This is a genomic window from Micrococcaceae bacterium Sec5.7, from assembly GCA_039636785.1.
GTDB lineage: Bacteria > Actinomycetota > Actinomycetes > Actinomycetales > Micrococcaceae > Arthrobacter.
Genome location: CP144169.1, coordinates 2365033 through 2387768, shown reverse-complemented (window position 1 = coordinate 2387768; position 22736 = coordinate 2365033). Strand labels below are relative to the sequence as shown.

Sequence of the window (22736 nt, the reverse complement as noted above, 5' to 3'; positions counted from 1 at the left end):
GCGCTGCAACAAATCAGAAGTTCCGCAGCGTGTAGTTGCTGCTGGGCAGGTCAAGGGCGCTCCAGTCACTGTTCGAGCGGACAGGCGGCGTGTGTCCACGGCCGTCTTTGAGCAGGGTGGCGAAGGTAGCGTAGATGGCGATCAGGAGCAGGATGACGAGGGCGATTCCGATGATTTCCATACCTCTATGGTTCTCCGTGGAGAAGGAGAGAAACAGTGGCAGAAACGACCAAAAAGCTCTAATTTCTGCCATAATGAAGTCATGTTGAAATCAGTGGCAATCATCGTTGTTCCCAATTTCTCGATCTTCGAGTTCGGTACTGCTTTCGAGGTGTTTGGCATCGACCGGTCCGGGCGCGGCAGCAGTGTTCCCGCCTTCGACTTCCGTGTTTGCGCCCCGGAACCGGGGGATATCAGGCTTAAGTCCGGCCTGTCCATCCACGTCAGCCTGGGGCTCGAGGCGGCCACCGACGCCGACCTCGTGATCATGGCGCCCTATGGCCGGGATGAAGAGGTCCCTGATTCGGTGCTTGATGCATTGAGAGCGGCGGATGCGCGGGGCGCGTGGGTCATGTCCATCTGCTCCGGAGCGTTTGCACTGGCACGGGCAGGTCTCCTGGACGGCCGGCGCTGCACCACACACTGGCAATACTCCCATGACCTGGCCAGCAAATTTCCCCTGGTGCACGTTGATGAAAACGTGCTCTACGTCCAGGACGGGAACATCATCTCCAGCGCGGGCACCGCTGCGGGCATCGACGCCTGCCTGCACCTCGTGAGGGTTGAGCTGGGAGCGAACGTCGCTTCGGCGATCGCCCGTGACATGGTGGTGCCGCCCCACCGCGATGGCGGCCAGGCCCAGTTCATCGACCGCCCCATGCCGCGCTGCGGCTCCGCACCCATGGAAGAGCTGCTCCGCTGGATGGTGAAGAATCTGGACCGGGACCATACCGTGGACCAGTTGGCGGACAGGCTGCACATGTCGCCGAGAACCTTCGCCCGCCGGTTCCGTTCCGAAACGGGTGCAACTCCGGCAGCATGGCTGAACTCACAACGGGTGCTGCGCGCCCAGGAACTCCTGGAAGCCACCGATCTCAACATCGATGAGATCGCCAGGGAAGCCGGATTCGGACACTCCGTGCTTCTTCGCCATCACTTTGCCAAGGTGCTGGACACCAGCCCGCAGTCGTATCGCCGGGCTTTCCGTGGACAGCTGGCGCCTTCGGTTTAGCCGGCAGCGCGGGGCGGTTCCTCCGCCGCGGCTCTGGTGTTCTCTACCAGTACCCGCCACGGGCCGGTCACTGATTGCTCCGGAAGGGTGGCCCGGCGCTGTCCGGCGCGGATGGAGTACATGAAACGGTCTGGCTGGCCGTCGGGTGCGGTGCCTGCGGCTTTCCGGGTTTTCGGAACGGAATCCCAGGGGCATGCCTCAACGATGGGCTGCCAGTGACTCTTCTCACTGCTCGTCACAGCCTGGACTGTCCATACCCGGGTCAGTGCAGCAATCCCGCCGCTGCGCTGGACAGTGATTTTCATGGCCTGGTTCCTGTGCTTCCGAGGCTGCCGGGAACCGGTCGAACCGGTCGAACTGGTCGAACCGGTCGAGCCGGTCGAACCGGTCGAGCCGGAAGACCCGGCAGCGGGTCAGTTACAGCTTTACCTTCACAGTTTCCCATGCCATCCGCACGGCGTCATGTTCCGTGGAATCCGCACCGAACAGTTCCGCTGCAGTGGCGGCAGTGGCCTTCGCGAAAACCCTGAAAGTGGCGGTGGCTGGAAGCGTACCGCCGGTGAGCGTCTCATACCAGATCTGCCCCGGGGCTTCCCAGGCGTTGCCGCCCACGGCCTGTGCCACGAGGCAAAAGGCACGGTTGGGGATCCCCGAGTTGATGTGCACGCCGCCGTTGTCGGCACTGGTCCGGACATAGGAATCCATGGAGTCGGGCTGTGGATCCTTGCCAAGGACATCGTCGTTATAGGCCGTTCCCGGCGCTTTCATGGAGCGCAGTGCCGAGCCCTGAACCTGCCCGGTAAACAGGCCTTCCCCGATCATCCAGCTTGCGTCGGCAGTGGACTGCTTGTTGAGGAACTGCTCCACGAGGGCTCCAAAGACGTCAGACAGGGACTCATTAATGGCGCCCGCTTGGTTCCGGTAGGCGAGCCCGGCGGAGTACTGGGTGACTCCGTGGGCGAGCTCATGGCCGATGACGCTCAGTGAACGTGTGAACCGTTCGAAGATCTCGCCGTCACCATCGCCGAAGACCATCTGTTTGCCATCCCAGAAAGCGTTGTCGTACAGCTTTCCGAAGTGGACCGTGGCGTCGAGGGAGAGGCCTGAACCGTCAATGGAATTCCGGCCGAAGACTTCCGCGTACAGGCGGTGGGTGTGGCCCAGTCCGTCGTAGGCTTCGTCCGTTGAAGGGTCGCCGGTGGCTGCTTCGCCTTCCTTGCGGACCAGCCGCCCGGGCAGCTTTTCGGCGGACTGGGCGTCGTAGAGTGTCCTGTTCGGCGGACCCGGCTGCACCTGCCTCATGCCTGGTGTCTGCGCCGGTGCCGGCAGCGCACGGGCAGCCTGGACTGTCCTGACATGCAGCAGCGTTTCCCTGGCTGCCCGGGCCACGGCGGAGAACCGCGGTGCGTCCTGGGCCGCCAGCCGGCGCAGGATGTAGGGCGGAATTATTGAGCAGTACATGGAATACCCCTTTGTGCTTCGGCGGGGAACCACGCACACCATGTGAGACCGGATGTGGGGAGCTGGATGGTGCCAGATCCCGGATACCCCGCTGCCGATGAGACCAGCCTACGAGGGGTCACGGACATTTTCGGGCGGCACACACAATGGATGCAGAAAACCCCGCCAACTAACGTTGACGGGGTCTTTTCTGTGCCCTCGATTGGAATCGAACCAACGACCTTCTGCTCCGGAGGCAGACGCTCTATCCCCTGAGCTACGAGGGCATTCAGGGATCCTGCCGTTGCCGGTGGGACGTCCTAGAGCTTAGCAGGAAGGTGGCCTTCAAGGAAAAACCGGACGCCTGTGGCAGCAGCCTGGCGTCAGTAGCCGGCAAAGGAATCAATGTGGATCCGCCGGGCGCCTGCGCTCCGTGCGGCTGACCGCAGAGACGCCACGCTCGCGGGAGAACCGGAAATGAATACGTCCCGCGCCGCGATGTCCGGAACCAGTTCCTTCAGGGCGGGCCCGTCCAGCCGGTCTCCTGCCGTCCCTGCCACGGCGACGCTCGCGTCGCCGGCGCCGCCGCCAGCAGCTGCGTTCTGAACAAACGACGGCGGTGCGGATCCATCCGAGAACCGGGCAAGGATGCGCGCGCCTGACCTTTCAAGCTCGTCCGCATATGCGAGCTCGGCCGAGTTCCTGGCCAGACACAGGAGAACGGTGTCGCGGTCCCCGGAGGCCCCGGCGTTGAGCTGCGCCAGATAGGGCGTTATTCCGATTCCCGCCGCTATAAGCAGCACCGGCCGGGATGACTTGCGGGGGAGTACAAAGTCACCGCCAACGGCCGTGGCCGTCAATTCATCGCCCGGTTCAAGGGCCTGCAGCACCCGCTTGGCGGCGGAAACAGGCTCGGCGGTTCCCACCCCGAACCTCACCTCATTCGAACCGGGAGCGCTGGTCAGGCTGAAAACCCTCCGCCGGCCATTTCCATCCGACTTTGTGTGCGGAAGGTCCAGCTCCATGTACTGGCCGGCGGTGAAGCGTACGGCGCGCCGTGGCTGGAAGGTGAACTCCGTCGTCGACGGTGTCAGCGGGCGCGAGCCCGTGAACGCCAGCCGGATGCCGCCGCGCTGGCCGGCCATAAAGGCCAGGAGATTGCCGAGGAGAAGCGCCAGTTCCGGCGAGTTTGACACAAAACCAAGGTTGTAAGGGATTGCGAACACCACACCGACGACGGCGCCCAGTGCCAGCTGCTGCCACCGCCGCGGTGCCAGGGTGAGCGGTTCGGTCAGCATGAATCCGACGAAAAAGAGCACCGGACGCTGTGCGAGAGGCTGCCACAAGGCGCCGCCAAGGGCCATGCCTGCCCGCAGAAGTTCCAGAGCCACAAGGGAGGTGGCCACAACCGTGAAGACCGTCGCCATGAGCATTTTCCTGGTGCGGTAGAGCACCAGAAGGATGCCTGGAACCAGCACCCACAGCATGGCGGGTGTCGCGGCCCACCACGTGGCGATGTTGAGTCCGGTGAGCCCGGCGATGAAGGCGCCGGCGGCTGCGGGATTAAAGATGTGGCGGCCGCGCCAGGCCAGGGCGTATTTGGAAGCAGATGCGAGCACACACGCGAGCGCCACGCCGGTCATATCCATCGGGTTGAACGTCGGCCAGAACAGGAAATAAAGGAGGAGGCCCGTAATCAGCGAAGACTCAGAGTGAGGGCGGACGTGGAAAATCGCCGCGAGTCCGAGGTTGGAGGCATACGTCAGCCCCAGGCACAACGCCAGATGGGCCAGCATCTCCGGAATCCCGAACGTCAGCCAGCCCAGGACATTGAGCAGCAGGCTGTAGGCGGCCAGGAACGCCAGTACCAGCAGCACCAGCCTGTACATGGTGAACCGGCCCAGTGCTGTGTCGAGTGCGGCGGGTGACATTTCCGGCCGGATCTTCCGGACATTAATCGGACTCATGTGAACAGTGTCCCTTCAAAACCTGCGGAGTAGTCCGCACCTCCGTCGGAAAAGACCTTCAGCCAGGAAAACTCAAAGTTTCGTTCCAGGTCGTCGCCGGGAACAAAAAACAGTGCAGTGGCCAGGGCATCGGCCACCATGGCGGTTTCGGCCATGGCCCAGGTGGCCACAACCGTCTGGACGGGCGCTCCTGTAGTTCCGTCCAGGACGTGGTGAAGCCCGTCGCCCCATAACCGCCGGTTCGATGCCGAGGCGCACAGGGCACCGGCACCCAGAGAGACCGTGCCGATGGCCGCATCCGGATCGTAGGGGTGTTCCAACGCCACACTCACCGGGACCCTGCCGCTGTTCAGGAGGTCGCCGCTGGCATCGATAAAAAAGTCATTGATGCCCCGGGACTGCAGCTCCGCGGACAGGAGATCAACCAGCTGCCCCTTTCCCGCAGCGCCGATGTCCAGGACCAGCGGAACTGAGGTGGTTACCACCGTTCCATCCCAGTCCAGTGCGCCTTCCCATTGCGGTGCCGGACGTGGCGCCCCCCGGGGCCGTAGCGAATAGGCGGCGTCGTAGCCAAGATGCTCCAGGCTGCCGCCGATGAGAGGCGTCATGGCGCCGTGGCTGAGGTCATAGAGGGACCTGTAGACGGCGCCCAGCGCTGACGCTTCCGCCGGCAGCTCGTAACGTCCGGCTTGCCTCGACATGGCGGCCACCACAGAGTCCTCCCTGAACCTGGACCATGTGGCGTCGTAGCGCTCAACCACACGCAGAAGCTCCATCCGGAGGGCATGGTCCAGCGGTCCGGGAGCGGAAATCTCCCAGCGGGTTCCGATCCCGTCGAAATCGAAGTTCTGCCACTCCGTGTGCGGCACGGGCTCTCCTTTGCCTGGGCGCTGTGTGTTGGCTCCGTCCGGAATCTACTGCGCCTCTGATTTGATCTGTTCGACCGCCTGGTTGAAACCGCCGCTGGTGAGCGAGGAGCCAGCCACCTTGGATACATTCAGCCCGTCCAGGCTCTTGCCCACGATCTGGGCTTTGACGCCGGCGGCGAATTCCCCCTGGAATTTCCGGGTGTTCGGGTTGGACGGATGCTCGGTGATGGTGACGTCTGACACCGTGCCGTTGGACAGCGTCAGTTCCACGCCCACCGTTTCCGTGCCGTTGGGGGAGACATAGTTGCCGTCGGCGCTGTAGGTGCCGTCCTTGTAGGCAGAAGGGCCGGCGGAGCCAGCGGCCGTCCCGGAAGACGACGCAGCAGCGCCCGCTGAACCGGCCGGCGTGCTCTGGGCACCCGATTGTCCGGCAGACGGTGCGCAACCGGCCACAGCCCCGGCCAGGGACAGGCCGGCGACGCCGGCGAAAACACTCTTGCGGACCGACGGTCTCATATTTGGCTCGTTTCGTATAGGCGGGTGCTTACGGTGTTCTCAACGTTGACTTCAGCGTAGTGGTTCAGCCTGTGATTGGGGACAGGATTTCCTGTGCGCCCCACAGGGTCACGGGGCCGCGGGAATTCCGCGACTTTGCAGGCCACCGGTAGGCTGGTTGCGTGACTCCCGAAGAACTCTCCCTCGCCATATCCGCCTGCCTGAAAGACGCCGTCGCCGCCGGTGAAATTGCCCTTTCCGCATCAGCCGTCCCTGACGAGGTGCGGGTGGAGCGGCCGAGGAACAGGGAGCACGGGGACTGGGCCACCAACATCGCCCTGCAGCTGTCCAAACAGGCCGGCAGCAATCCCCGCGAATTCGCCGGCATTCTGAGCACGAGGCTCAAAACCATTGCCGGTGTAACGGCCGTGGAAATCGCCGGTCCCGGCTTCCTGAACATCACAGTGGACGCCGCAGCCGCCGGTGTGCTGGCCAAGGTAATCGTGGAGGCCGGCGCGCAGTACGGCACGAACACCGCGCTCACGGGCCACGTGGTGAACATGGAATTCGTGTCCGCCAATCCCACCGGTCCCTTGCACATCGGGCACACCCGCTGGGCTGCCCTCGGCGATGCGATCGCCCGGGTCCTGAGGGCCTCCGGTGCGGAAGTCACAGCGGAGTACTACATCAACGACGCCGGCTCGCAGATGAACGTCTTTGCCAACTCGGTTTTGTCCCGGCTCCACGGACGCGGGGTTCCGGAGGGCGGCTACCCCGGACAGTACATTGTGGATCTGGGCCACGAAGTGCTGACGCTGCACCCTGGCATCCGGGAACTCACCGATGTCGCTGCCCTGCCGGTCATCCGGGCGGCAGCCTACAAAGCCCAGATGAAGGACATCAAGGACACCCTGGCGGAGTTCGGCGTGGAGTTTGACGTCTACTTCTCCGAACACGAACTGCACGACGCCGGCGCGATCGAAAGTGCTGTGGCCCGCCTTCGCGAACAGGGCCACGTCTACGACGACGGAGGCGCTGTCTGGCTCCGCACCACGGACTTCGGCGATGACAAGGACCGGGTGATGATCCGGGCCAACGGGGAACCCACCTACTTTGCCGCCGACGCCGCGTACTACCTCTCGAAGAAGGACCGCGGGTTCACCGAGAAGATCTATCTGCTGGGCGCGGACCACCACGGCTACATCAACCGGCTCAAGGCGATTGCCGCGTGCGCGGGCGATGATCCCGAGGTCAACATCGAGGTCCTGATCGGCCAGCTGGTCTCGGTCAACGGCGCGAAGCTGTCCAAGCGCGCCGGCAACATCATCGAGCTCAAGGACCTCATCTCCTGGCTGGGCAAGGACGCCGTCCGCTACTCGCTGGCGCGGTTCCCCGCTGATTCGCCGCTCACGCTTGATCCCGAGCTGCTCAAGAAGCACTCCAATGAGAACCCGGTGTTCTACGTCCAGTACGCGCATGCCCGTTCATGCGGCACTGCGCGCAACGCCGTGGCCGCCGGGGTGGACCGCAGCGTGTTCGACGCGTCCCTGCTGGACCACGCCACCGAAAACGAACTGTTGTCGTACCTGGGCAGCTACCCGTCCATCGTGGCCATGGCAGCGGAGCTGCGCGAGCCGCACCGTGTTGCCCGCCACCTCGAGGTAATCGCCGGCGCCTACCACCGCTGGTACGACGCCTGCCGGGTCGCACCGCAGGGCGAGGAACCCATTACCGACCTCAACCGCACGCGGCTCTGGCTGAATGATGCCACCAGCCAGGTGCTGGCGAACGGGCTGGAATTGCTTGGCGTCTCTGCGCCGGAAAGGATGTGACCCAATGACGGAACCTGCTTCGAATCATGCTTCGCCGCTGGCTCCCGACTGGCTGGCTGTCCCCGCCGACCTGAATGCCATGCACCAGCCCATGTGGGCGGCCGGTGTTGAGCGGAGCAACGACGGCGCCCTCGCCATTGACGGAATCCCGGTCAGTAAGCTGAAGGAACAGTTCGGGACGCCGCTCTTTGTGATGAGCGAGTCCGATTTCCGTGCCCGGGCCCGCTCCTTCAAGGACGCCTTCGACGCGGCCTTTGCGGACATCTGCGGGGGAGTGGACGTCTACTACGCCGGCAAGTCCTTCCTGTGTACCGCCGTGGCAAGCTGGGTGGCGGAGGAAGGCCTGCGCCTGGACACCTGCTCCGGCGGCGAGCTGGCAGTAGCGGCCCGCGCGGGAATTGACGGCGCCAGCCTGGGCCTGCACGGCAACAACAAGTCCGACGCCGAAATCAACCGTGCGCTGGACATGTTGCTTGGCCGCATTGTGGTGGACAGCCTGGATGAGCTGGAGCGCGTGGCCAAAATCGCGTCCGAGCGCGGCGAGACTGCCAAGGTGCTGCTGCGGCTCACCCCGGGCGTACACGCCCACACCCATGAATTCATTGCCACCGCGCACGAGGACCAGAAGTTCGGCCTGTCCATGGCGGAGGACTCCACCGAGCAGCCGGGCCTGTCTGCTGCTGAGGAAGCCGTGGCGGCAGCAACGAGCTACCACAGCATCGAACTGCTGGGCCTGCACTGCCACATTGGCTCACAGATTTTCGAGCCGGACGGCTTTGCCGTTGCCGCCGAAAAACTGCTGACTTTTCTGGCTGCCATGCAGCATAAGTACTCCATCGCGCTTCCGGAACTGGACCTCGGCGGTGGGTACGGTATCGCCTACACACCGGTGGACACCCCCCGCCCCCCAGCCGAAATCGCGAAGGCGATGGCCGCCGTCGTGCGTTCCAGCTGCGCCGGACTGGGCATTTCCGCGCCCCGGATATCCATCGAGCCGGGCCGCGCGATCGTAGGCAGCAGCACCTTCACCCTGTACGAAGTGGGCACCCTGAAAACTGTGCGCGTGGATGCACAATCCCCCGAAGACGGGGAAGAAGCCGGGAAAAACGTTACGCACCCACGCCGGTATGTGTCAGTGGACGGCGGCATGAGCGACAACGCCCGTCCGGTGCTCTACGACGCGGATTATTCGGCGATTCTGGCGTCGCGGACCTCCTCCGCGTCGCCGCAGCTGTCCCGAGTAGTGGGCAAACATTGCGAGAGCGGCGACATAGTTGTTAGAGATGTATATCTGCCCGAGGACGTGGCAGCCGGTGATCTGCTCGCTGTACCGGGGACCGGCGCCTACTGCTGGGCCCTGTCAAGCAACTACAACTATCTGGCCCGGCCGGGCGTTGTCGCTGTGCGCGATGGATCAGCCCGGCTGATTGTCCGCGGGGAAACCGAAGAAGATCTGCTCAACCGCGACATGGGAGTCTGAATGACGGAAATGCGAACCCTGAAAGTAGCCCTGCTGGGCTGTGGCAACGTTGGGGCCCAGGTAGCGCGGATTCTCATTGACGACGCCGGTGCCCTGGCTGCCAGGACCGGCGCACGTCTGGAACTGAGCGGCATTGCCGTGCGCAACATCGATGCCCGCCGCGACGTTGAACTGCCACATGAGCTGTTCACCACGGATGCGGACACGCTGGTCAAGGACGCCGACCTCGTGATCGAGCTCATGGGCGGCATCGAGCCCGCCCGCTCGCTGATCCTTACGGCGATGCAGAACGGTGCGTCAGTTGTCACCGGCAACAAGGCCCTGCTGGCACAGGACGGCCCCACCCTCTACGAAGAGGCGGACAAGGCCGGCGTCCAGCTCTCCTACGAAGCCGCCGTGGCGGGCGCCATCCCCATCCTGCGCCCCATCCGGGACAGCCTGTCGGGGGACCGCATCACGCGTGTTCTTGGCATCGTAAACGGCACCACCAACTTCATCCTGGACCAGATGGACTCCACCGGCGCACAGTTTGCCGACGCACTGGCCGAAGCGCAGAGGCTTGGCTACGCCGAAGCCGATCCCACGGCTGACATCGAAGGCCACGACGCCGCCTCCAAGGCCGCAATCCTCGCCTCGCTGTCCTTCCATACCCGGTTTGCCCTGGAAAACGTCCACTGCGAGGGCATCACGGGCGTCAGCGCGGCGGACATCGCCGCGGCCAAGGACGCCGGCTTTGTCATCAAGCTGCTGGCCATCGCCGAAAAACTCGTGGACGCTGACGGCAAAGAGGGTGTGTCAGTCCGGGTGCACCCCACCCTCCTTCCGCGCGAACACCCGCTGGCCGCCGTCCGAGGGGCTTTCAACGCAGTATTCATTGAAGCCGAGAACGCCGGCGAGCTGATGTTTTATGGGCAGGGTGCCGGCGGGACCCCGACAGCATCGGCTGTCTTGGGCGATCTGGTTTCCGCGGCCCGCCGCATTGTCCTCGGGGGCCCGGGGCGCACCGAAACCACTACCGGACACGTTCCTGCGCTTCCCATCGACGCGGTTAACACCAGCTACTACATCGGACTGGACGTCGCGGACCAGCCGGGCGTCCTGGCCAGGATCGCCCAGCTCTTCGCAGAGCACGGGGTGTCCATCGAAATCATGCGGCAGACCATCCACCGGGATGCCGATTCGAAGGTGGAATCGGCCGAACTGCGGATAGTCACCCACCGCGCATCAGAAGCTGCCCTCGCAGCAACCGTCGAGGCCGTCAAGGGCCTGGACGTCATCATTTCAGTCACATCCGTACTCCGGGTAGAAGGAGTCTAAGTGGCTCACCAATGGCGCGGGGTTATCCGCGAATACGCTGATCGTTTGCCCGTCACCGAATCCACCAAGGTCATCACTCTGGGTGAAGGCGGCACGCCGCTGGTCCATGCACAGAAGCTTTCCGAGCTCACGGGTTCCACCGTCTACCTCAAGGTGGAGGGCATGAACCCCACGGGTTCGTTCAAGGACCGCGGCATGACCATGGCGATGACTGCTGCGGTGGCCTCAGGTGCCAAGGCGGTGGTGTGCGCTTCGACGGGCAACACCTCGGCGTCAGCGGCCGCCTACGCGACGGCTGCCGGCCTGAAGTGTGCCGTGCTGGTCCCGGAGGGCAAGATCTCCATGGGGAAAATGAGCCAGGCGATCGCCCACGGCGCCACCTTGCTGCAGGTTGACGGCAACTTCGACAACTGCCTGGACATTGCCCGCAAGCTGGGCGAGGCCTACCCGGTTTTCCTGGTTAACTCCGTCAACCCGGCGCGGATCGAGGGCCAGAAGACCGGCGCTTTCGAAATTGTGGACTCTCTGGGCGACGCCCCGGACATCCACGTGCTGCCGGTGGGTAACGCCGGCAACATCACAGCGTATTGGAAGGGCTACAAGGAATACGCTGCTCCGTTCGAGTCCGCGACGGCAGGAACGCTGCCGGCCGTCGCCACCAAAACCCCCGCGATGTGGGGGTTCCAGGCCGCCGGCGCAGCGCCGTTCGTGGCAGGACACCCCATCACCGATCCGGACACGATTGCCACCGCAATCCGGATCGGAAACCCGGCATCCTGGGACGGCGCCATTGCCGCCCGAGACGAATCCGGCGGACTGATCGAGGCCGTTACGGACGATGAGATCCTGGCGGCACACCGCTGGCTGTCCGCCCGCGAAGGTGTATTTGTTGAACCGGGCTCGGCTGCAGGTGTAGCCGGTCTCATCAAGAAGCACGCCGCGGGCGAGGTCCCGGCAGGCAGGACGATTGTTATCACGGTGACCGGCCATGGACTGAAGGATCCGCAGTGGGCGCTGCGGACCGAAGACGGCAGTGAGGTGCAGCCCGTCAAGGTATCCAATGACGTTGTCACCGTTGCCGCCGAACTGGGCCTGGAAGAAAAGTAACCTTGGAAGCCACACTTCCGCTTGCGGCTGAGACGCCCTCCATCGCGGCAGGACAGAAGGTGACGGTCAGCGTGCCGGCCACGAGCGCCAACCTGGGACCGGGATATGACAGCCTAGGCCTGGCACTGGCCCTGCATGACACATTGACCGTCGAAAGCCTGGACAGCGGCGAGCTGGTCTTTGAGCTCAGCGGTGAAGGCGCGGAGTCCCTCCCAAGGGATGCCAGCCACCTCGTGGTCAAGGCCATGAACGCAGCCTTCGGACGGCTCGGCTACCGGCACGGCGGCCTGAAAATCACGGCAGCGAACGTCAACCCGCACGGACGGGGCCTTGGATCCTCGGCATCGGCGGTGGTGGCGGCAGTTATGGCGGCCAACGCACTGGTACCGGAAGAGGCACAGCGTGGCCGGGAATGGATTCTGCAGCTCACGAGCGAAATGGAAGGCCATCCGGACAACGTTGCTCCGGCCATTTTCGGCGGACTGGCGTTGTCCTGGCAGGACAGTGACCGGTACAGCAGCACCTGCGCTGCGGTGGCGGAGACTGTCATCCCTGTTGTCGCAGTACCGGATTATGAGTTGTCCACCGACGCGGCACGTGCGCTCCTGCCGGCCTCGATCGGACACCACGCGGCCGCGATGAACTCCGGCCGCGCTGCGCTGCTGATCCATGCACTGACCCTGAAGCCGGAATTCCTGCTGGCCGGCACGCAGGATTACCTTCACCAGAGCTACCGTGCCGAGGCCATGCGGCCCAGCGCGGCGTTGATCGGGGCACTGCGGCGGGCAGGCCATGCAGCGGTGGTGTCCGGTGCGGGCCCCACCGTTATGGTTCTGGCCAACGGCGAGGCGGAAGCCGCTGAGATTCTGCAGTTCATCGAGGATTTCACCGCCGCCAACACGCCGGACGTCGCCTGGCGTGTGATGAAACTGGCAGTGGACGTTGAAGGTGCTAAAGTGGACTTGCACCGGCGGTAATACCGTACTGGATGTTGGCCCAGTTGCCTTTCTAATCTCCTACTGCGCAATATTTTCCGGTGCCACCTGCTTTGGTCTGTCGCAGGAACCTGCAGAAATCATTGTCTGCCCCTGAACCGTCAGTCCGCCGTTCCGCCATTTCTCGGAACGCAGAAGGTGAATAAGTATCCGGCCCTGCTGGCCGAAATCCAACCGGCAAGACCGAAAATCCCGGCTGCAGATCTGAACTGCAGCCCAGATCAAATCATCGCGTCCAGCTCCTAGTCTGGACGCCGTCGAGGGGGAAGGATCCTTCGTGACCGAAACCACTGAGCTGTCTTCAGCTGTGGAAACATCATCTTCTGCTGCCGGATCGTCAACGGAAGCACCCGCTAAGAGCAGCGGCCTTGCAGGCCTCAAGCTCGCCCAGCTGCAGGCACTTGCCAGCCAGCTTGGTATCTCCGGCGGATCCCGCATGCGCAAGGGGGATCTGGTTTCGGCCATTTCCGCCCACCGCTCGGGTTCTTCAGCCAGCAAGGCTCCGGCCAAAGCTGCTGAAAAGGCGAGCGAGAACCACTCCGCCCCGGTTGCTGCGCCTGTCGCCGCAGCCGCCGCCACCGTGGAGGCCCCGGCTCAGGAAGGTACCCGGGCCCGTGGCCGCGGTCGCAGCCGCCGGGCCGGAAGCGACGGCGTGATCTCCACGCCCGCCGCCGAGGCACCGGCTGCCGCTGAACCCGCCGCCAAGGAAGCGCCGGCAGTTTCCGCGCCGTCTGATGCAGCAGATTCATCCGCTGCAGAGGGCGCCGGCGAGCGTCGTCCGCCCCGTACCCGCAACCGCCGTCGCGGCGAAAGCGCCGCAACGCAGAACGTCGAGTCCGGCGAAGGCCAGGCCGAGCAGCCCGCCGTCGAACAGCAGCGCGCTCCTGAGCGCAACGCCGATCAGGCAAGTGAAGCCGGCGACGCCGGTCAGCGCGGTGACCGACGCGAAAACACCCGCACGCGTGGCGGCCGGGGCAACACGGCCGATGCTGATAACGCCGGCCAGCGTGATAACGCCGGCCAGCGTGACAATGCCCGCCGCGATGACAGCCGCGACAGCGATGACACCGACGGCGGCAGCCGCCGTAACCGGCGCAACCGCCGTGACCGGAACGATCGCAATGAGCGTTCCGGCTCGCAGGACAGCCGCGACACCAACTCGCGCAACGACCGCTTCCGCGACCGTAACGACCGCCGTCGCGGACGCAGCCAGGGCCCGGACGTCGACGACGTCGAGGTGACCGAGGACGACGTCCTGCTGCCCGTAGCAGGCATCCTGGACGTCCTGGAGAACTACGCGTTCATCCGCACCTCCGGCTACCTGCCGGGCCCGAACGATGTGTATGTTTCCCTCGCCCAGGTCAAGAAGTACAACCTGCGCAAGGGTGACGCCGTCGTCGGCGCCATCCGCGCGCCGCGCGAAGGCGAAGACCGCAGCCAGCAGACCGCCCGCCAGAAGTTCAACGCGCTGGTCCGTATCACCTCTGTCAACGGCAAGACGCCGGAAGAGCTGAAGGACCGCGTCGAGTTCGCCAAGCTGGTGCCGCTGTACCCGTCCGAGCGCCTGCGCCTCGAAACGGACCCGAAGAAGATCGGCCCCCGCGTCATCGACCTGGTTGCACCGATCGGCAAGGGCCAACGCGGCCTGATCGTCTCGCCGCCGAAGGCCGGCAAGACGCTCATCCTGCAGTCCATCGCCAATGCCATCACCATCAACAATCCTGAGGTCCACCTCATGATGGTGCTCGTTGACGAACGCCCTGAAGAAGTCACGGACATGCAGCGCACAGTCAAGGGCGAGGTCATTGCCTCCACCTTCGACCGTCCCGCTGACGACCACACCACCGTGGCCGAACTTTCCATTGAACGCGCCAAGCGCCTCGTGGAAATGGGCATGGACGTAGTGGTGCTCCTTGACTCCATGACCAGGCTGGGGCGCGCCTACAACCTGGCAGCGCCGGCCTCCGGCCGTATCCTGTCCGGTGGTGTGGACTCCGCAGCGCTGTACCCGCCGAAGCGTTTCTTCGGAGCAGCCCGCAACATCGAAAACGGTGGATCACTGACCATCCTGGCAACGGCCCTTGTGGAGACCGGTTCGAAGATGGACGAGGTCATCTTCGAAGAGTTCAAGGGCACCGGCAACATGGAGCTCCGCCTGTCCCGCCAGCTGGCTGACAAGCGCATCTTCCCGGCAGTGGATGTCAACGCGTCCGGTACCCGCCGCGAAGAGAACCTGCTGTCCCCTGAAGAGGTCAAGATCATGTGGAAGCTGCGCCGTGTCCTTTCCGGGCTCGAGACCCAGCAGAGCCTTGAACTGCTGACCAACAAGATCCGGGAGACCCAGAGCAACGTCGAGTTCCTCATGCAGGTTCAGAAGACGACTCTTGGTGCGAAGTCCGATAACGACAAGTAGCTGAGTCAGGGGCGGGGTGCCGGAATCCTCGCGCGGTTAGCCGCGCGGATTTTCCGCCCCCGCCCCTCCGCGTGGTGGCCACGTCCTGACGGACTTGGCCACCACGCTCCGGCAGGCCCGATGCCACTCCCGGGCGGCAAAATCCGCACGCCTTTGCTGTTGTCTCACCTACCGCACGTCATAACTAGACTTGTTTACAAGTCGAAAGAGGTTTTGAAATGTTTGAGTCCGTTCAGGGCCTGCTTGATGAGCACGATGCCATTCAGGCGCAGCTTGGGGATCCTGCTGTTTATGCTGACCAGCGGCTGGCCCGGAAGCTGGGGCGCCGGTCTGCCCAGCTGAACGGAATCGTTGAGGCCTACCACCGCTGGCATGCCATTGAGGATGACCTCGCCGCCGCCAAGGAGATGGCGTCCGAGGATCCTGAATTTGCCGCGGAAGTACCCCAGCTCGAGGCGGCCTTGGAGACTGCGGCGGCGAATCTTCGCCGGCTGCTCATCCCGCGCGACCCGGACGATGCCCGCAACGTGATCCTGGAAGTCAAGGGCGGCGAAGGTGGCGACGAAGCTGCATTGTTCGCCGGTGACCTGCTGCGGATGTACACGCGCTACGCGGAGTCACGGGGATGGAAGACCGAGCTGATCTCGTACAACGAGTCCGATCTGGGCGGTTACAAGGACGTGCAGATGGCCGTCAAGGGATCCTCCAATGATCCGGCGGAGGGTGTTTACGCCCGGCTGAAATTCGAGGGAGGCGTGCACCGGGTGCAGCGTGTGCCCGTTACGGAGTCCCAAGGCCGCATCCATACCTCGGCCGCCGGCGTGCTGGTGCTTCCCGAAGTGGACGAGCCCGAGGAACTCGAGATCAACCAGAACGATCTCAAGATCGATGTCTACAGATCTTCCGGTCCGGGTGGACAGTCGGTGAACACCACTGACTCTGCTGTCCGCATTACGCACCTTCCCACCGGAATCGTGGTGGCCATGCAGAACGAGAAGTCGCAGCTGCAGAACCGCGAAGCCGGCATGCGTGTCCTGCGCGCCCGGATCCTGGCGCACCAGCAGGAGCTGATCGACGCCGAAAACTCGGCTGTGCGCAAATCCCAGATCCGCACCATGGACCGCTCCGAGCGCATCCGTACCTATAACTACCCCGAGAACCGGATCGCGGACCACCGCACCGGCTACAAGGCCTACAACCTCGACCAGGTAATGAACGGCGACCTTGAGCCGGTCATCCAGTCAGCCATCGAGATGGACGAACAGGCCCGCCTGGACGCCATCGGCGAATAGCGGTTGGCGGCCAATCCCATGACTCCGGAGCATGAGCCCAGCCTCGCGGACGCTGTCCGCGAGGCTACGGCACTTCTTAGCGATGCCGGCGTGCCCAGCCCGCGGGTCGATGCCGAACTCCTGGCAGAGCACCTCCTGGGCGTCGGACTGGGCCGGCTCCGGGCCATGCTCCTGGGGGACACCCCGGCGCCGTCCGGATATGCGGAACTGGTGTCCGAACGGGCGCAGCGGATCCCGTTGCAACACATCACCGGCGTGGCCCATTTCCGGTATCTGCAACTTGCGGTCGGCCCCGGTGTCTTCATTCCCCGGCCGGAAACGGAATCCGTGGTCCAACTGGTCATCGACCACCTCCAGGGAATGTTACGCCCCAGGGTGGTGGATCTCGGTACCGGATCCGGTGCCATCGCGGGCTCCATCGCCCATGAGGTACCGGACGCTGAGGTCTATGCCGTGGAGTTCAGCGAATTCGCGCATGCGTGGGCGGACAAGAATCTGCACCCGCTGGGAGTCACGTTGATTTTGGGAGACCTTCGCAACGCGCTGCCGGAACTCAACGGAACTTTCGACGTCGTGGTTTCCAATCCTCCCTACATTCCCGCTGAAGCCATCCCGAACGACCCCGAAGTGGCGCTGCATGACCCGCCTGTTGCGTTGTACGGCGGGGGAGCGGACGGAATGGAGCTCCCGACGGCGGCGGCGGCCTCGGCTGCCAGGCTGCTGGTCCCCGGCGGCTACTTTGTGATGGAACACGCCGAAGTGCAGGCAGCCTGGATTTCCGCCATGCTGACAGGAGCGGGCGTATGGTCCGGGGTGACGACCCACCTGGACCTCAACGGCAAAGAACGTGCCACCAGCGCCGTGCTTGCGGTTCCCGGCTCCGAGTGATGAAAGAATAGGCCAGTGACCACAACCTACAACTGCACAGCAGATGACCAGCGCGCCGAAGGGCTTGAGCATGCTCAACGCGCCATCCGCGAGAAAAAGTGCGTGGTATTCCCCACCGACACTGTTTACGGGATCGCAGTGGATGCCTTTTCACCCCAGGCCGTCACTATGCTGCTGGCGTCCAAGGGCCGCAGCCGGCAGATGCCGCCGCCAGTGCTGATCCCCCGGCTCAATGCCATGGATGGACTGGCCACAGATGTTTCAGCAGATGCGCGCAAACTGGCCGAGGCCTTCTGGCCAGGCGGACTGACCCTGATCTTTCACTCGCAACCGTCTCTGGACTGGGATCTGGGTGACACCAAGGGCACTGTGGCGTTGCGTATCCCGGCGGATGAAATCGCCCTGGACCTGCTTACGCTGACCGGCCCCCTTGCAGTGTCCTCGGCGAACCGGACAGGGCAGCCGCCTGCGCAGACCGCCTTCGACGCCCGTTCACAACTGGTCGAGTCCGTTGAGGTCTACCTCGAGGGAGGCTTCCGGCCGGTGGAAGGCACCGATGCGTTGCCTTCCACCATTGTTGATGCCACAGCGCTGCCACTGCGCGTGGTGCGCGAGGGCGCCGTGGGTCTTGATCGACTCCGCGAGGTTGTACCGGGGGTGCTCGGACTGGGCGAAGAGCCGGTGGTTGAAGCTGCTCCGCTGGTTGAAGCTGCTCCGCTGGTTGAGCCTGTCGAAACCGAGTCCGACACCAAAGACTCCCAGGCATGACGCTTGGCCGAGACCATATCCGGCTGCTGGATATCGATGTCACCGCACTCTCCGAGTGCCACGTCGCCGGGGTTCTCAGCGACCTCATCGCCTCCGGCGGCCGGCGTACCGTAGTTGGGCACAACCTGCACAGCTGCTATCTGTATCACACAGAGCCGGACTTCAAGGCTCTGTATGACTCTGCCGATATTGTCCTGCTGGATGGCGCACCAGTGTACGCCCTGTGGCGGAAACAGGTTCCCATGTGGGGCCCCGATGCAGGTTTCCGCGTGGGTTCCACAGACTGGATCAGGCATCTGGACAAGGTGGCCGGACTCAGCCGACTGGCGGTTGTAGGCACCACCGGCGAAAGCAACGCCGAAGCGTGCCGGAAACTTCAGGAGCTCCTGCCGGACGCAACCATACTGGGACTCGAAGGCGGCTGCTGGAATCCTACGCGGGAACACACCGTCGTGCTTGCGCTCAATGCATTCCAACCACAGCTGGTGCTCTTTGGTCTTGGTATGCCGTTGCAGGAGTCGGTCCTGTGGCAGCGGCGCAACGACCTCCCGGACGCCGTGTATTGCGCCGTTGGGGGAGCCCTGGACCAGATTTCGGGGCGCCAGCTTCTGGCCCCCCGGTGGTTGGGGAGACTTGGCCTCGAATGGCTGTGGCGCCTGCTCCTGTCACCCAGACAGATCTTCGGCAGAGTTTTCATCGAACCATGGAAACTGGCCGTCATCCTGATCCGCCGCAGAATTCAATCCCCGGACAATAAGGCCGTGAAATGACCGGAAATGCTGTTGTTGCAGTGGTGGTGACGTACAACAGGCGTGAACTTCTCGAAACCACCCTGGCGGGAATAACCTCTGGAGACGTCAGGCCCACCGCAATTGTCATCGTGGACAATGCCTCCACCGATGAAACCGCGGCATTCCTCGGGTCCTATGCGGGACCTGTACCAACGGATGTGGTCCGGCTCGGCAAGAACCTGGGCGGTGCCGGAGGTTTTGTTGTCGGCATGGAACGCGCCGTTATTGACCATGCGGCGGATTACGTCTGGATCATGGACGATGACACCGAACCGCATCCGGCAACACTGAGCGAGGCGCTGCTGGCCTCTGACGCCTACACCGCTGGATCGGGCGAAGCCCCGAGCTTTATTGCCAGCCGCGTGGTGTGGACCGACGGACGTGATCACCCGATGAACCGCATGCGTTCGCGGCTGGGCGCCAGCGAGAAGGACCGTGACCTGGCGGGGAAGGTCGGAGCGGTGCAGATCCGGACGGCGTCATTTGTGTCCGTCCTGATCAGCGCCGCCGAGATCCGGCTCCACGGCCTGCCCGTGGCAGACTACTTCATCTGGAACGATGATCTGGAGTACACCGCCCGGATTTCCAGGCGCAGGAACGCCCTCTCCGTATACGCCTCCGTGGCGAGCCATCACACGAAGTCCTTTGGCAATGCCGGTGCTGATCCGGGGCCCCGGTTCTACTACGAAGTCCGTAACAAGGTGTGGGTATACACGCGCTCCAATGCGTTGACGCCCCGGGAGAAGCTGCTCTATTCGGGGGCCTCCATCCGGAACTGGACCCGCACCATTCTGGCGTCGAAGCACCGAAAGGTGCTTCTGGGCAGCCTGGCGAAGGGGCTGCTGCATGGTTTGCGCGCACCCAGGAGCAACGGCCAGGTGCTGGAAGGAATTTATGAGCTGCGCGACGTCCGGACCAGCGGGGGAGCAGCCTCATGATCATGTACCTGCTCATGATGCTGACAGCGGCCGTGGTGTCTTACGGCGCAACGTGGGGTGCCCGGCTGATCGGCAACAGGCTCGAGCTGTTCTCGCCGATTCGAAGCCGGGATGTGCACTCCTCGCCCGTGTCCAGACTGGGCGGGCTAGGTATATTCGCGGGCTTCCTGGTTGCGCTGGTGGTGGCGAGCCAGTCCTTCTTTGTCAAGGATATTTTCCGCGGCAACTCCGCTCCGTGGGGGGTTCTGGCCGGTGCCGCAGTCATTGTCATAGTGGGGATGGCCGATGATTTACTGGATCTGCGCTGGTGGGTCAAGCTTATTGGCCAAAGTATTGCCGCCCTGGTGGTAGCCATCTGGGGGGTTCGGATGACCGTCATTCCGTTCATCCCCGATCCGATCCGGATCGAATCGGATCTGTTGCACATCCTGCTCACCGCCGGACTGATTGTGACCACCATGAATGCCTTCAACTTCATTGACGGTCTGGACGGACTTGCGGCCGGCGTAGCCATCATCGGCGGCGTGGCATTCTTCCTTACCGCCTACTGGGTGCACCGGAACGCGGTGCTGCTGGACCGTTCGGACCTCGCCACCCTGCTGACCGCCGTTGTGGTTGGCAGCTGCGTTGGATTCCTGCCACACAACTGGTTCCCGTCGAAGATCTTTATGGGCGATTCCGGCGCGATGCTCATCGGGTTGCTGATGGCGACCGCCGGTGTGGTGTCCACGGGCCAGATCTCCTCTGGTCTCTATGACCGGGCCAACGGCATCCCGACGATCATCCCCATCCTTCTGCCGTTCGCCGTACTGTTCCTGCCATTGCTGGATCTGGGACTCGCTGTAGTCAGGCGCACAGCGCTGGGGCGTTCACCGTGGTCCGCGGACAGAGGCCACCTCCACCACAAGCTGATGGACGTCGGTTACTCGCACCGCAGTGCCGTCCTGCTGTTGTACATGTGGACGTGTGTTCTGGCGTTCGGCGGCCTGGCCTTTGCCGTCTTCCCGTGGCAGATCGTTCTTGTTGTGGATATCCTCGCTGCGCTGGCCATGGCGCTTATGACCGCCTGGCCCTATCTGAGTCGCAAGAGCACAGTGCCCGGCGAGTGAGTCCGCGGCGCTTACCGAATAATTTCTATCTCGTGTAGAATTCAAGAGCAGCTAATCACCGCAACCCTTTGACCAACCATCAGGCCACGACGATTGGGATTCCATGACCTCCAACGCCGAGTCCGGACACGCGTCCGGCAACGGGCCCGTTGGCGTCGCTGGCCCCACACGCTCCTTATGGCTCCGCCTGCTGGCAATGAGCTCGGCCGCTTCGGCTGTTGCGCTGGTTCTTGTGGGCATTCCTGCTGTTATCTTCAACGGTTCGGCAGGCGTGCTCTCTAGCACCTTCGGCGGTCTTCTGGTGATGTTGTTCTTTGCGATAAGTCTGCTTGTCGGCCATTTTATGGGCCGCAACAATCCTTCCGGTGCAATCGGGCTCTTCGTGGCGACCTACTTCGTCAAGGTAGTGGGATTCGCAGTGGTGCTCTTTGTCATCGGTGCGCCGGAATGGCTTCATGGGCGCTGGTTCCTGATCGGCGCCGTTGTCGCCGTGGTGTTCTGGCAGGCCGCCGAAATCTACGGCTTCAGCAAAGCGCGTCTTCAGATTTACAACGACCCCGAAACCGATAAAGGCGTCACAGATGTCTAACCGCAACCGAACCGGGAAACCGGGCTCCGACAACCGCAAAACAACAGGCGGTGCTCCCGGCGTGTCAGCCGAGAACAGGGACGGCGGATACAACGCCGGAATCGCTGTCTTCAGCTACATTGTTGGCGGAATCACCGTCTGGAGTTTGATAGGGTGGGGTCTGGATTATCTGTGGGGAACCCGCTGGATCGTGCTCGCAGGCGCTCTGCTTGGAGCTGCGGGAGGGTTCTATCTTTCGCATATGCATGGCCTCACCAGTCTAAGAAATTCGGCCGGCAAGAGCAGCCCAGCCAGCGGCCCGTCCAAGGACGGAAAACAGTAATGCCAAATAATTTCACAAGGGGGACAGCGGAGTTAGAAACCGCCGCCCCCCGACCAACGCCCAATGATGGACACTGCAGAGAGGAAACGCGTTGATCGCGCTTGCGCTCCCGGCCCAAGATTCAGGAGAGTTCAATCCTCCTGGAATTGAACAATTGCACCTGCCGGCAATCCTGCCGTGGGGTACGGCAGACGGATTCTCCAAGCAGATGCTGCTGGTTATCCTGTCGGTCGTCATTATCGCTACATTCTTTCTGCTAGCTGCGCGGAAGCAGCAGCTTGTTCCCGGCAAACTGCAGTTCGCAGGCGAAATGGCCTATGGCTTCGTCCGCAACAGCATTGCCAAGGACATCATCGGCGGCAAAGACTTCATGAAGTACGTCCCGCTGTTGTTCAGCCTCTTCTTCTTCATCCTGGTGAACAACATCTACGGCGCCATCCCGGTGATCCAGCTTCCGAGCTTCTCACATGTCGGAGGCGCCTACGTCCTCGCCGGCATCGTGTACGTCACCTGGATCGCCATCGGCGTCAAGAAGAACGGCATCAAATACTTCAAGCTGGCCACCGTGCCGTCCGGAGTTCCGTTCTACATCCTGCCGATCGTTATTCCGATCGAGATCATCTCCAATTTCCTGGTCCGCCCGGTCACGCACAGCCTCCGTCTGTTCGCCACCATGCTGGCCGGACACCTGATCGTGATGATCGCCGGCTCGGGCATTGAATTCCTCGTTATGCAGGAAAACGTCCTGCTCAAGGGCACCTCTGTACTGGTCCTTGGCGGCTCACTCGCCATGTACATGCTCGAAGCCCTGATCATGGCGCTTCAGGCCTACGTCTTTACCCTGCTGACTGCGATCTACATCGAAGGCGCGCTTCACGCCGACAGTCACTAGG

Annotated in this window: 22 protein-coding genes and 1 tRNA gene; 16 read left to right on the top strand and 7 right to left on the bottom strand. The window is 63.3% G+C overall.

The features are described 5' to 3' along the window. Window positions 1–13: 13 nt before the first annotated feature. Window positions 14–181, bottom strand: coding sequence for a hypothetical protein (locus V3C33_11410; protein XAS66114.1), 168 nt, complete (start codon window positions 179–181; stop codon window positions 14–16). Between the two features lie 81 nt (window positions 182–262). Between V3C33_11410 and V3C33_11405 the strand changes: the two genes are divergently transcribed. Further along, window positions 263–1231: a helix-turn-helix domain-containing protein gene (locus tag V3C33_11405; protein XAS66113.1), complete on the top strand. Its 969-nt coding sequence runs from the start codon at window positions 263–265 to the stop codon at window positions 1229–1231. Here the strand turns inward: V3C33_11405 and V3C33_11400 are convergent. The 6 genes from V3C33_11400 to V3C33_11375 form a co-directional block, all read right to left on the bottom strand. Continuing rightward, window positions 1228–1536: a protealysin inhibitor emfourin gene (locus tag V3C33_11400; GenBank protein XAS66112.1), complete on the bottom strand. Its 309-nt coding sequence runs from the start codon at window positions 1534–1536 to the stop codon at window positions 1228–1230. The two genes, V3C33_11405 and V3C33_11400, sit on opposite strands and share 4 nt — an antisense overlap. A 112-nt stretch (window positions 1537–1648) precedes the next feature. Continuing rightward, entirely contained in the window at window positions 1649–2692 is a 1044-nt protein-coding gene (locus V3C33_11395; GenBank protein XAS66111.1) for a M4 family metallopeptidase, read from the bottom strand. Between the two features lie 193 nt (window positions 2693–2885). Next, a tRNA-Arg gene (locus tag V3C33_11390) sits at window positions 2886–2958 on the bottom strand. Window positions 2959–3054: 96 nt separating this feature from the next. Further along, a complete protein-coding gene (locus V3C33_11385; GenBank protein XAS66110.1) occupies window positions 3055–4638 on the bottom strand; it encodes an oxidoreductase in 1584 nt (527 codons plus the stop codon). After that, a complete protein-coding gene (locus tag V3C33_11380) occupies window positions 4635–5507 on the bottom strand; it encodes an FAD:protein FMN transferase (GenBank protein ID XAS66109.1) in 873 nt (290 codons plus the stop codon). The genes V3C33_11385 and V3C33_11380 overlap by 4 nt, the downstream gene beginning before the upstream one ends. 45 nt (window positions 5508–5552) lie before the next feature. After that, window positions 5553–6023 carry an FMN-binding protein gene (locus V3C33_11375; GenBank protein ID XAS66108.1) on the bottom strand — a complete coding sequence of 157 codons (471 nt, stop codon included), beginning with the start codon at window positions 6021–6023 and terminating at the stop codon, window positions 5553–5555. A 161-nt stretch (window positions 6024–6184) separates the two neighbouring features. Between V3C33_11375 and argS the strand changes: the two genes are divergently transcribed. The 15 genes from argS (at window position 6185) to atpB (ending at window position 22735) form a co-directional block, all read left to right on the top strand. Then, window positions 6185–7834: an arginine--tRNA ligase gene (gene argS, locus V3C33_11370; protein XAS66107.1), complete on the top strand. Its 1650-nt coding sequence runs from the start codon at window positions 6185–6187 to the stop codon at window positions 7832–7834. 4 nt (window positions 7835–7838) lie between these two features. Beyond that, entirely contained in the window at window positions 7839–9314 is a 1476-nt protein-coding gene (lysA, locus tag V3C33_11365) for a diaminopimelate decarboxylase (protein ID XAS66106.1), read from the top strand. Further along, complete coding sequence (locus V3C33_11360) at window positions 9315–10631, top strand: homoserine dehydrogenase (protein XAS66105.1); 1317 nt, start codon at window positions 9315–9317, stop codon at window positions 10629–10631. Further along, window positions 10632–11738 (top strand): threonine synthase, encoded by a 1107-nt coding sequence (gene thrC, locus V3C33_11355; GenBank protein XAS66104.1) that lies wholly within the window; start codon window positions 10632–10634, stop codon window positions 11736–11738. Between the two features lie 2 nt (window positions 11739–11740). Then, window positions 11741–12715, top strand: coding sequence for a homoserine kinase (gene thrB, locus V3C33_11350; GenBank protein ID XAS66103.1), 975 nt, complete (start codon window positions 11741–11743; stop codon window positions 12713–12715). A 295-nt stretch (window positions 12716–13010) separates the two neighbouring features. Further along, window positions 13011–15146, top strand: a complete 2136-nt coding sequence (rho, locus tag V3C33_11345) for a transcription termination factor Rho (GenBank protein ID XAS66102.1) — start codon at window positions 13011–13013, stop codon at window positions 15144–15146. 218 nt (window positions 15147–15364) lie between these two features. Further along, the gene (prfA, locus tag V3C33_11340; protein XAS66101.1) at window positions 15365–16438 is read left to right on the top strand and encodes a peptide chain release factor 1; all 1074 of its coding nucleotides are present in this window, start codon (window positions 15365–15367) and stop codon (window positions 16436–16438) included. Between the two features lie 18 nt (window positions 16439–16456). Continuing rightward, the gene (gene prmC / locus V3C33_11335) at window positions 16457–17326 is read left to right on the top strand and encodes a peptide chain release factor N(5)-glutamine methyltransferase (protein XAS66100.1); all 870 of its coding nucleotides are present in this window, start codon (window positions 16457–16459) and stop codon (window positions 17324–17326) included. Between the two features lie 15 nt (window positions 17327–17341). After that, window positions 17342–18094, top strand: a complete 753-nt coding sequence (locus V3C33_11330) for an L-threonylcarbamoyladenylate synthase (protein ID XAS66099.1) — start codon at window positions 17342–17344, stop codon at window positions 18092–18094. Beyond that, window positions 18091–18864: a WecB/TagA/CpsF family glycosyltransferase gene (locus tag V3C33_11325; GenBank protein ID XAS66098.1), complete on the top strand. Its 774-nt coding sequence runs from the start codon at window positions 18091–18093 to the stop codon at window positions 18862–18864. Before V3C33_11330 ends, V3C33_11325 begins: the two co-directional genes overlap by 4 nt. Next, window positions 18861–19823 carry a glycosyltransferase family 2 protein gene (locus V3C33_11320; protein XAS66097.1) on the top strand — a complete coding sequence of 321 codons (963 nt, stop codon included), beginning with the start codon at window positions 18861–18863 and terminating at the stop codon, window positions 19821–19823. The genes V3C33_11325 and V3C33_11320 overlap by 4 nt, the downstream gene beginning before the upstream one ends. After that, window positions 19820–20932, top strand: a complete 1113-nt coding sequence (locus V3C33_11315; protein ID XAS66096.1) for an MraY family glycosyltransferase — start codon at window positions 19820–19822, stop codon at window positions 20930–20932. Before V3C33_11320 ends, V3C33_11315 begins: the two co-directional genes overlap by 4 nt. 103 nt (window positions 20933–21035) lie before the next feature. Beyond that, window positions 21036–21521: a hypothetical protein gene (locus V3C33_11310; protein XAS66095.1), complete on the top strand. Its 486-nt coding sequence runs from the start codon at window positions 21036–21038 to the stop codon at window positions 21519–21521. Then, window positions 21514–21843 (top strand): hypothetical protein, encoded by a 330-nt coding sequence (locus V3C33_11305; GenBank protein ID XAS66094.1) that lies wholly within the window; start codon window positions 21514–21516, stop codon window positions 21841–21843. Before V3C33_11310 ends, V3C33_11305 begins: the two co-directional genes overlap by 8 nt. Window positions 21844–21934: 91 nt before the next feature. Next, window positions 21935–22735: a F0F1 ATP synthase subunit A gene (gene atpB, locus V3C33_11300; protein ID XAS66093.1), complete on the top strand. Its 801-nt coding sequence runs from the start codon at window positions 21935–21937 to the stop codon at window positions 22733–22735. Window position 22736 lies beyond the last annotated feature (1 nt).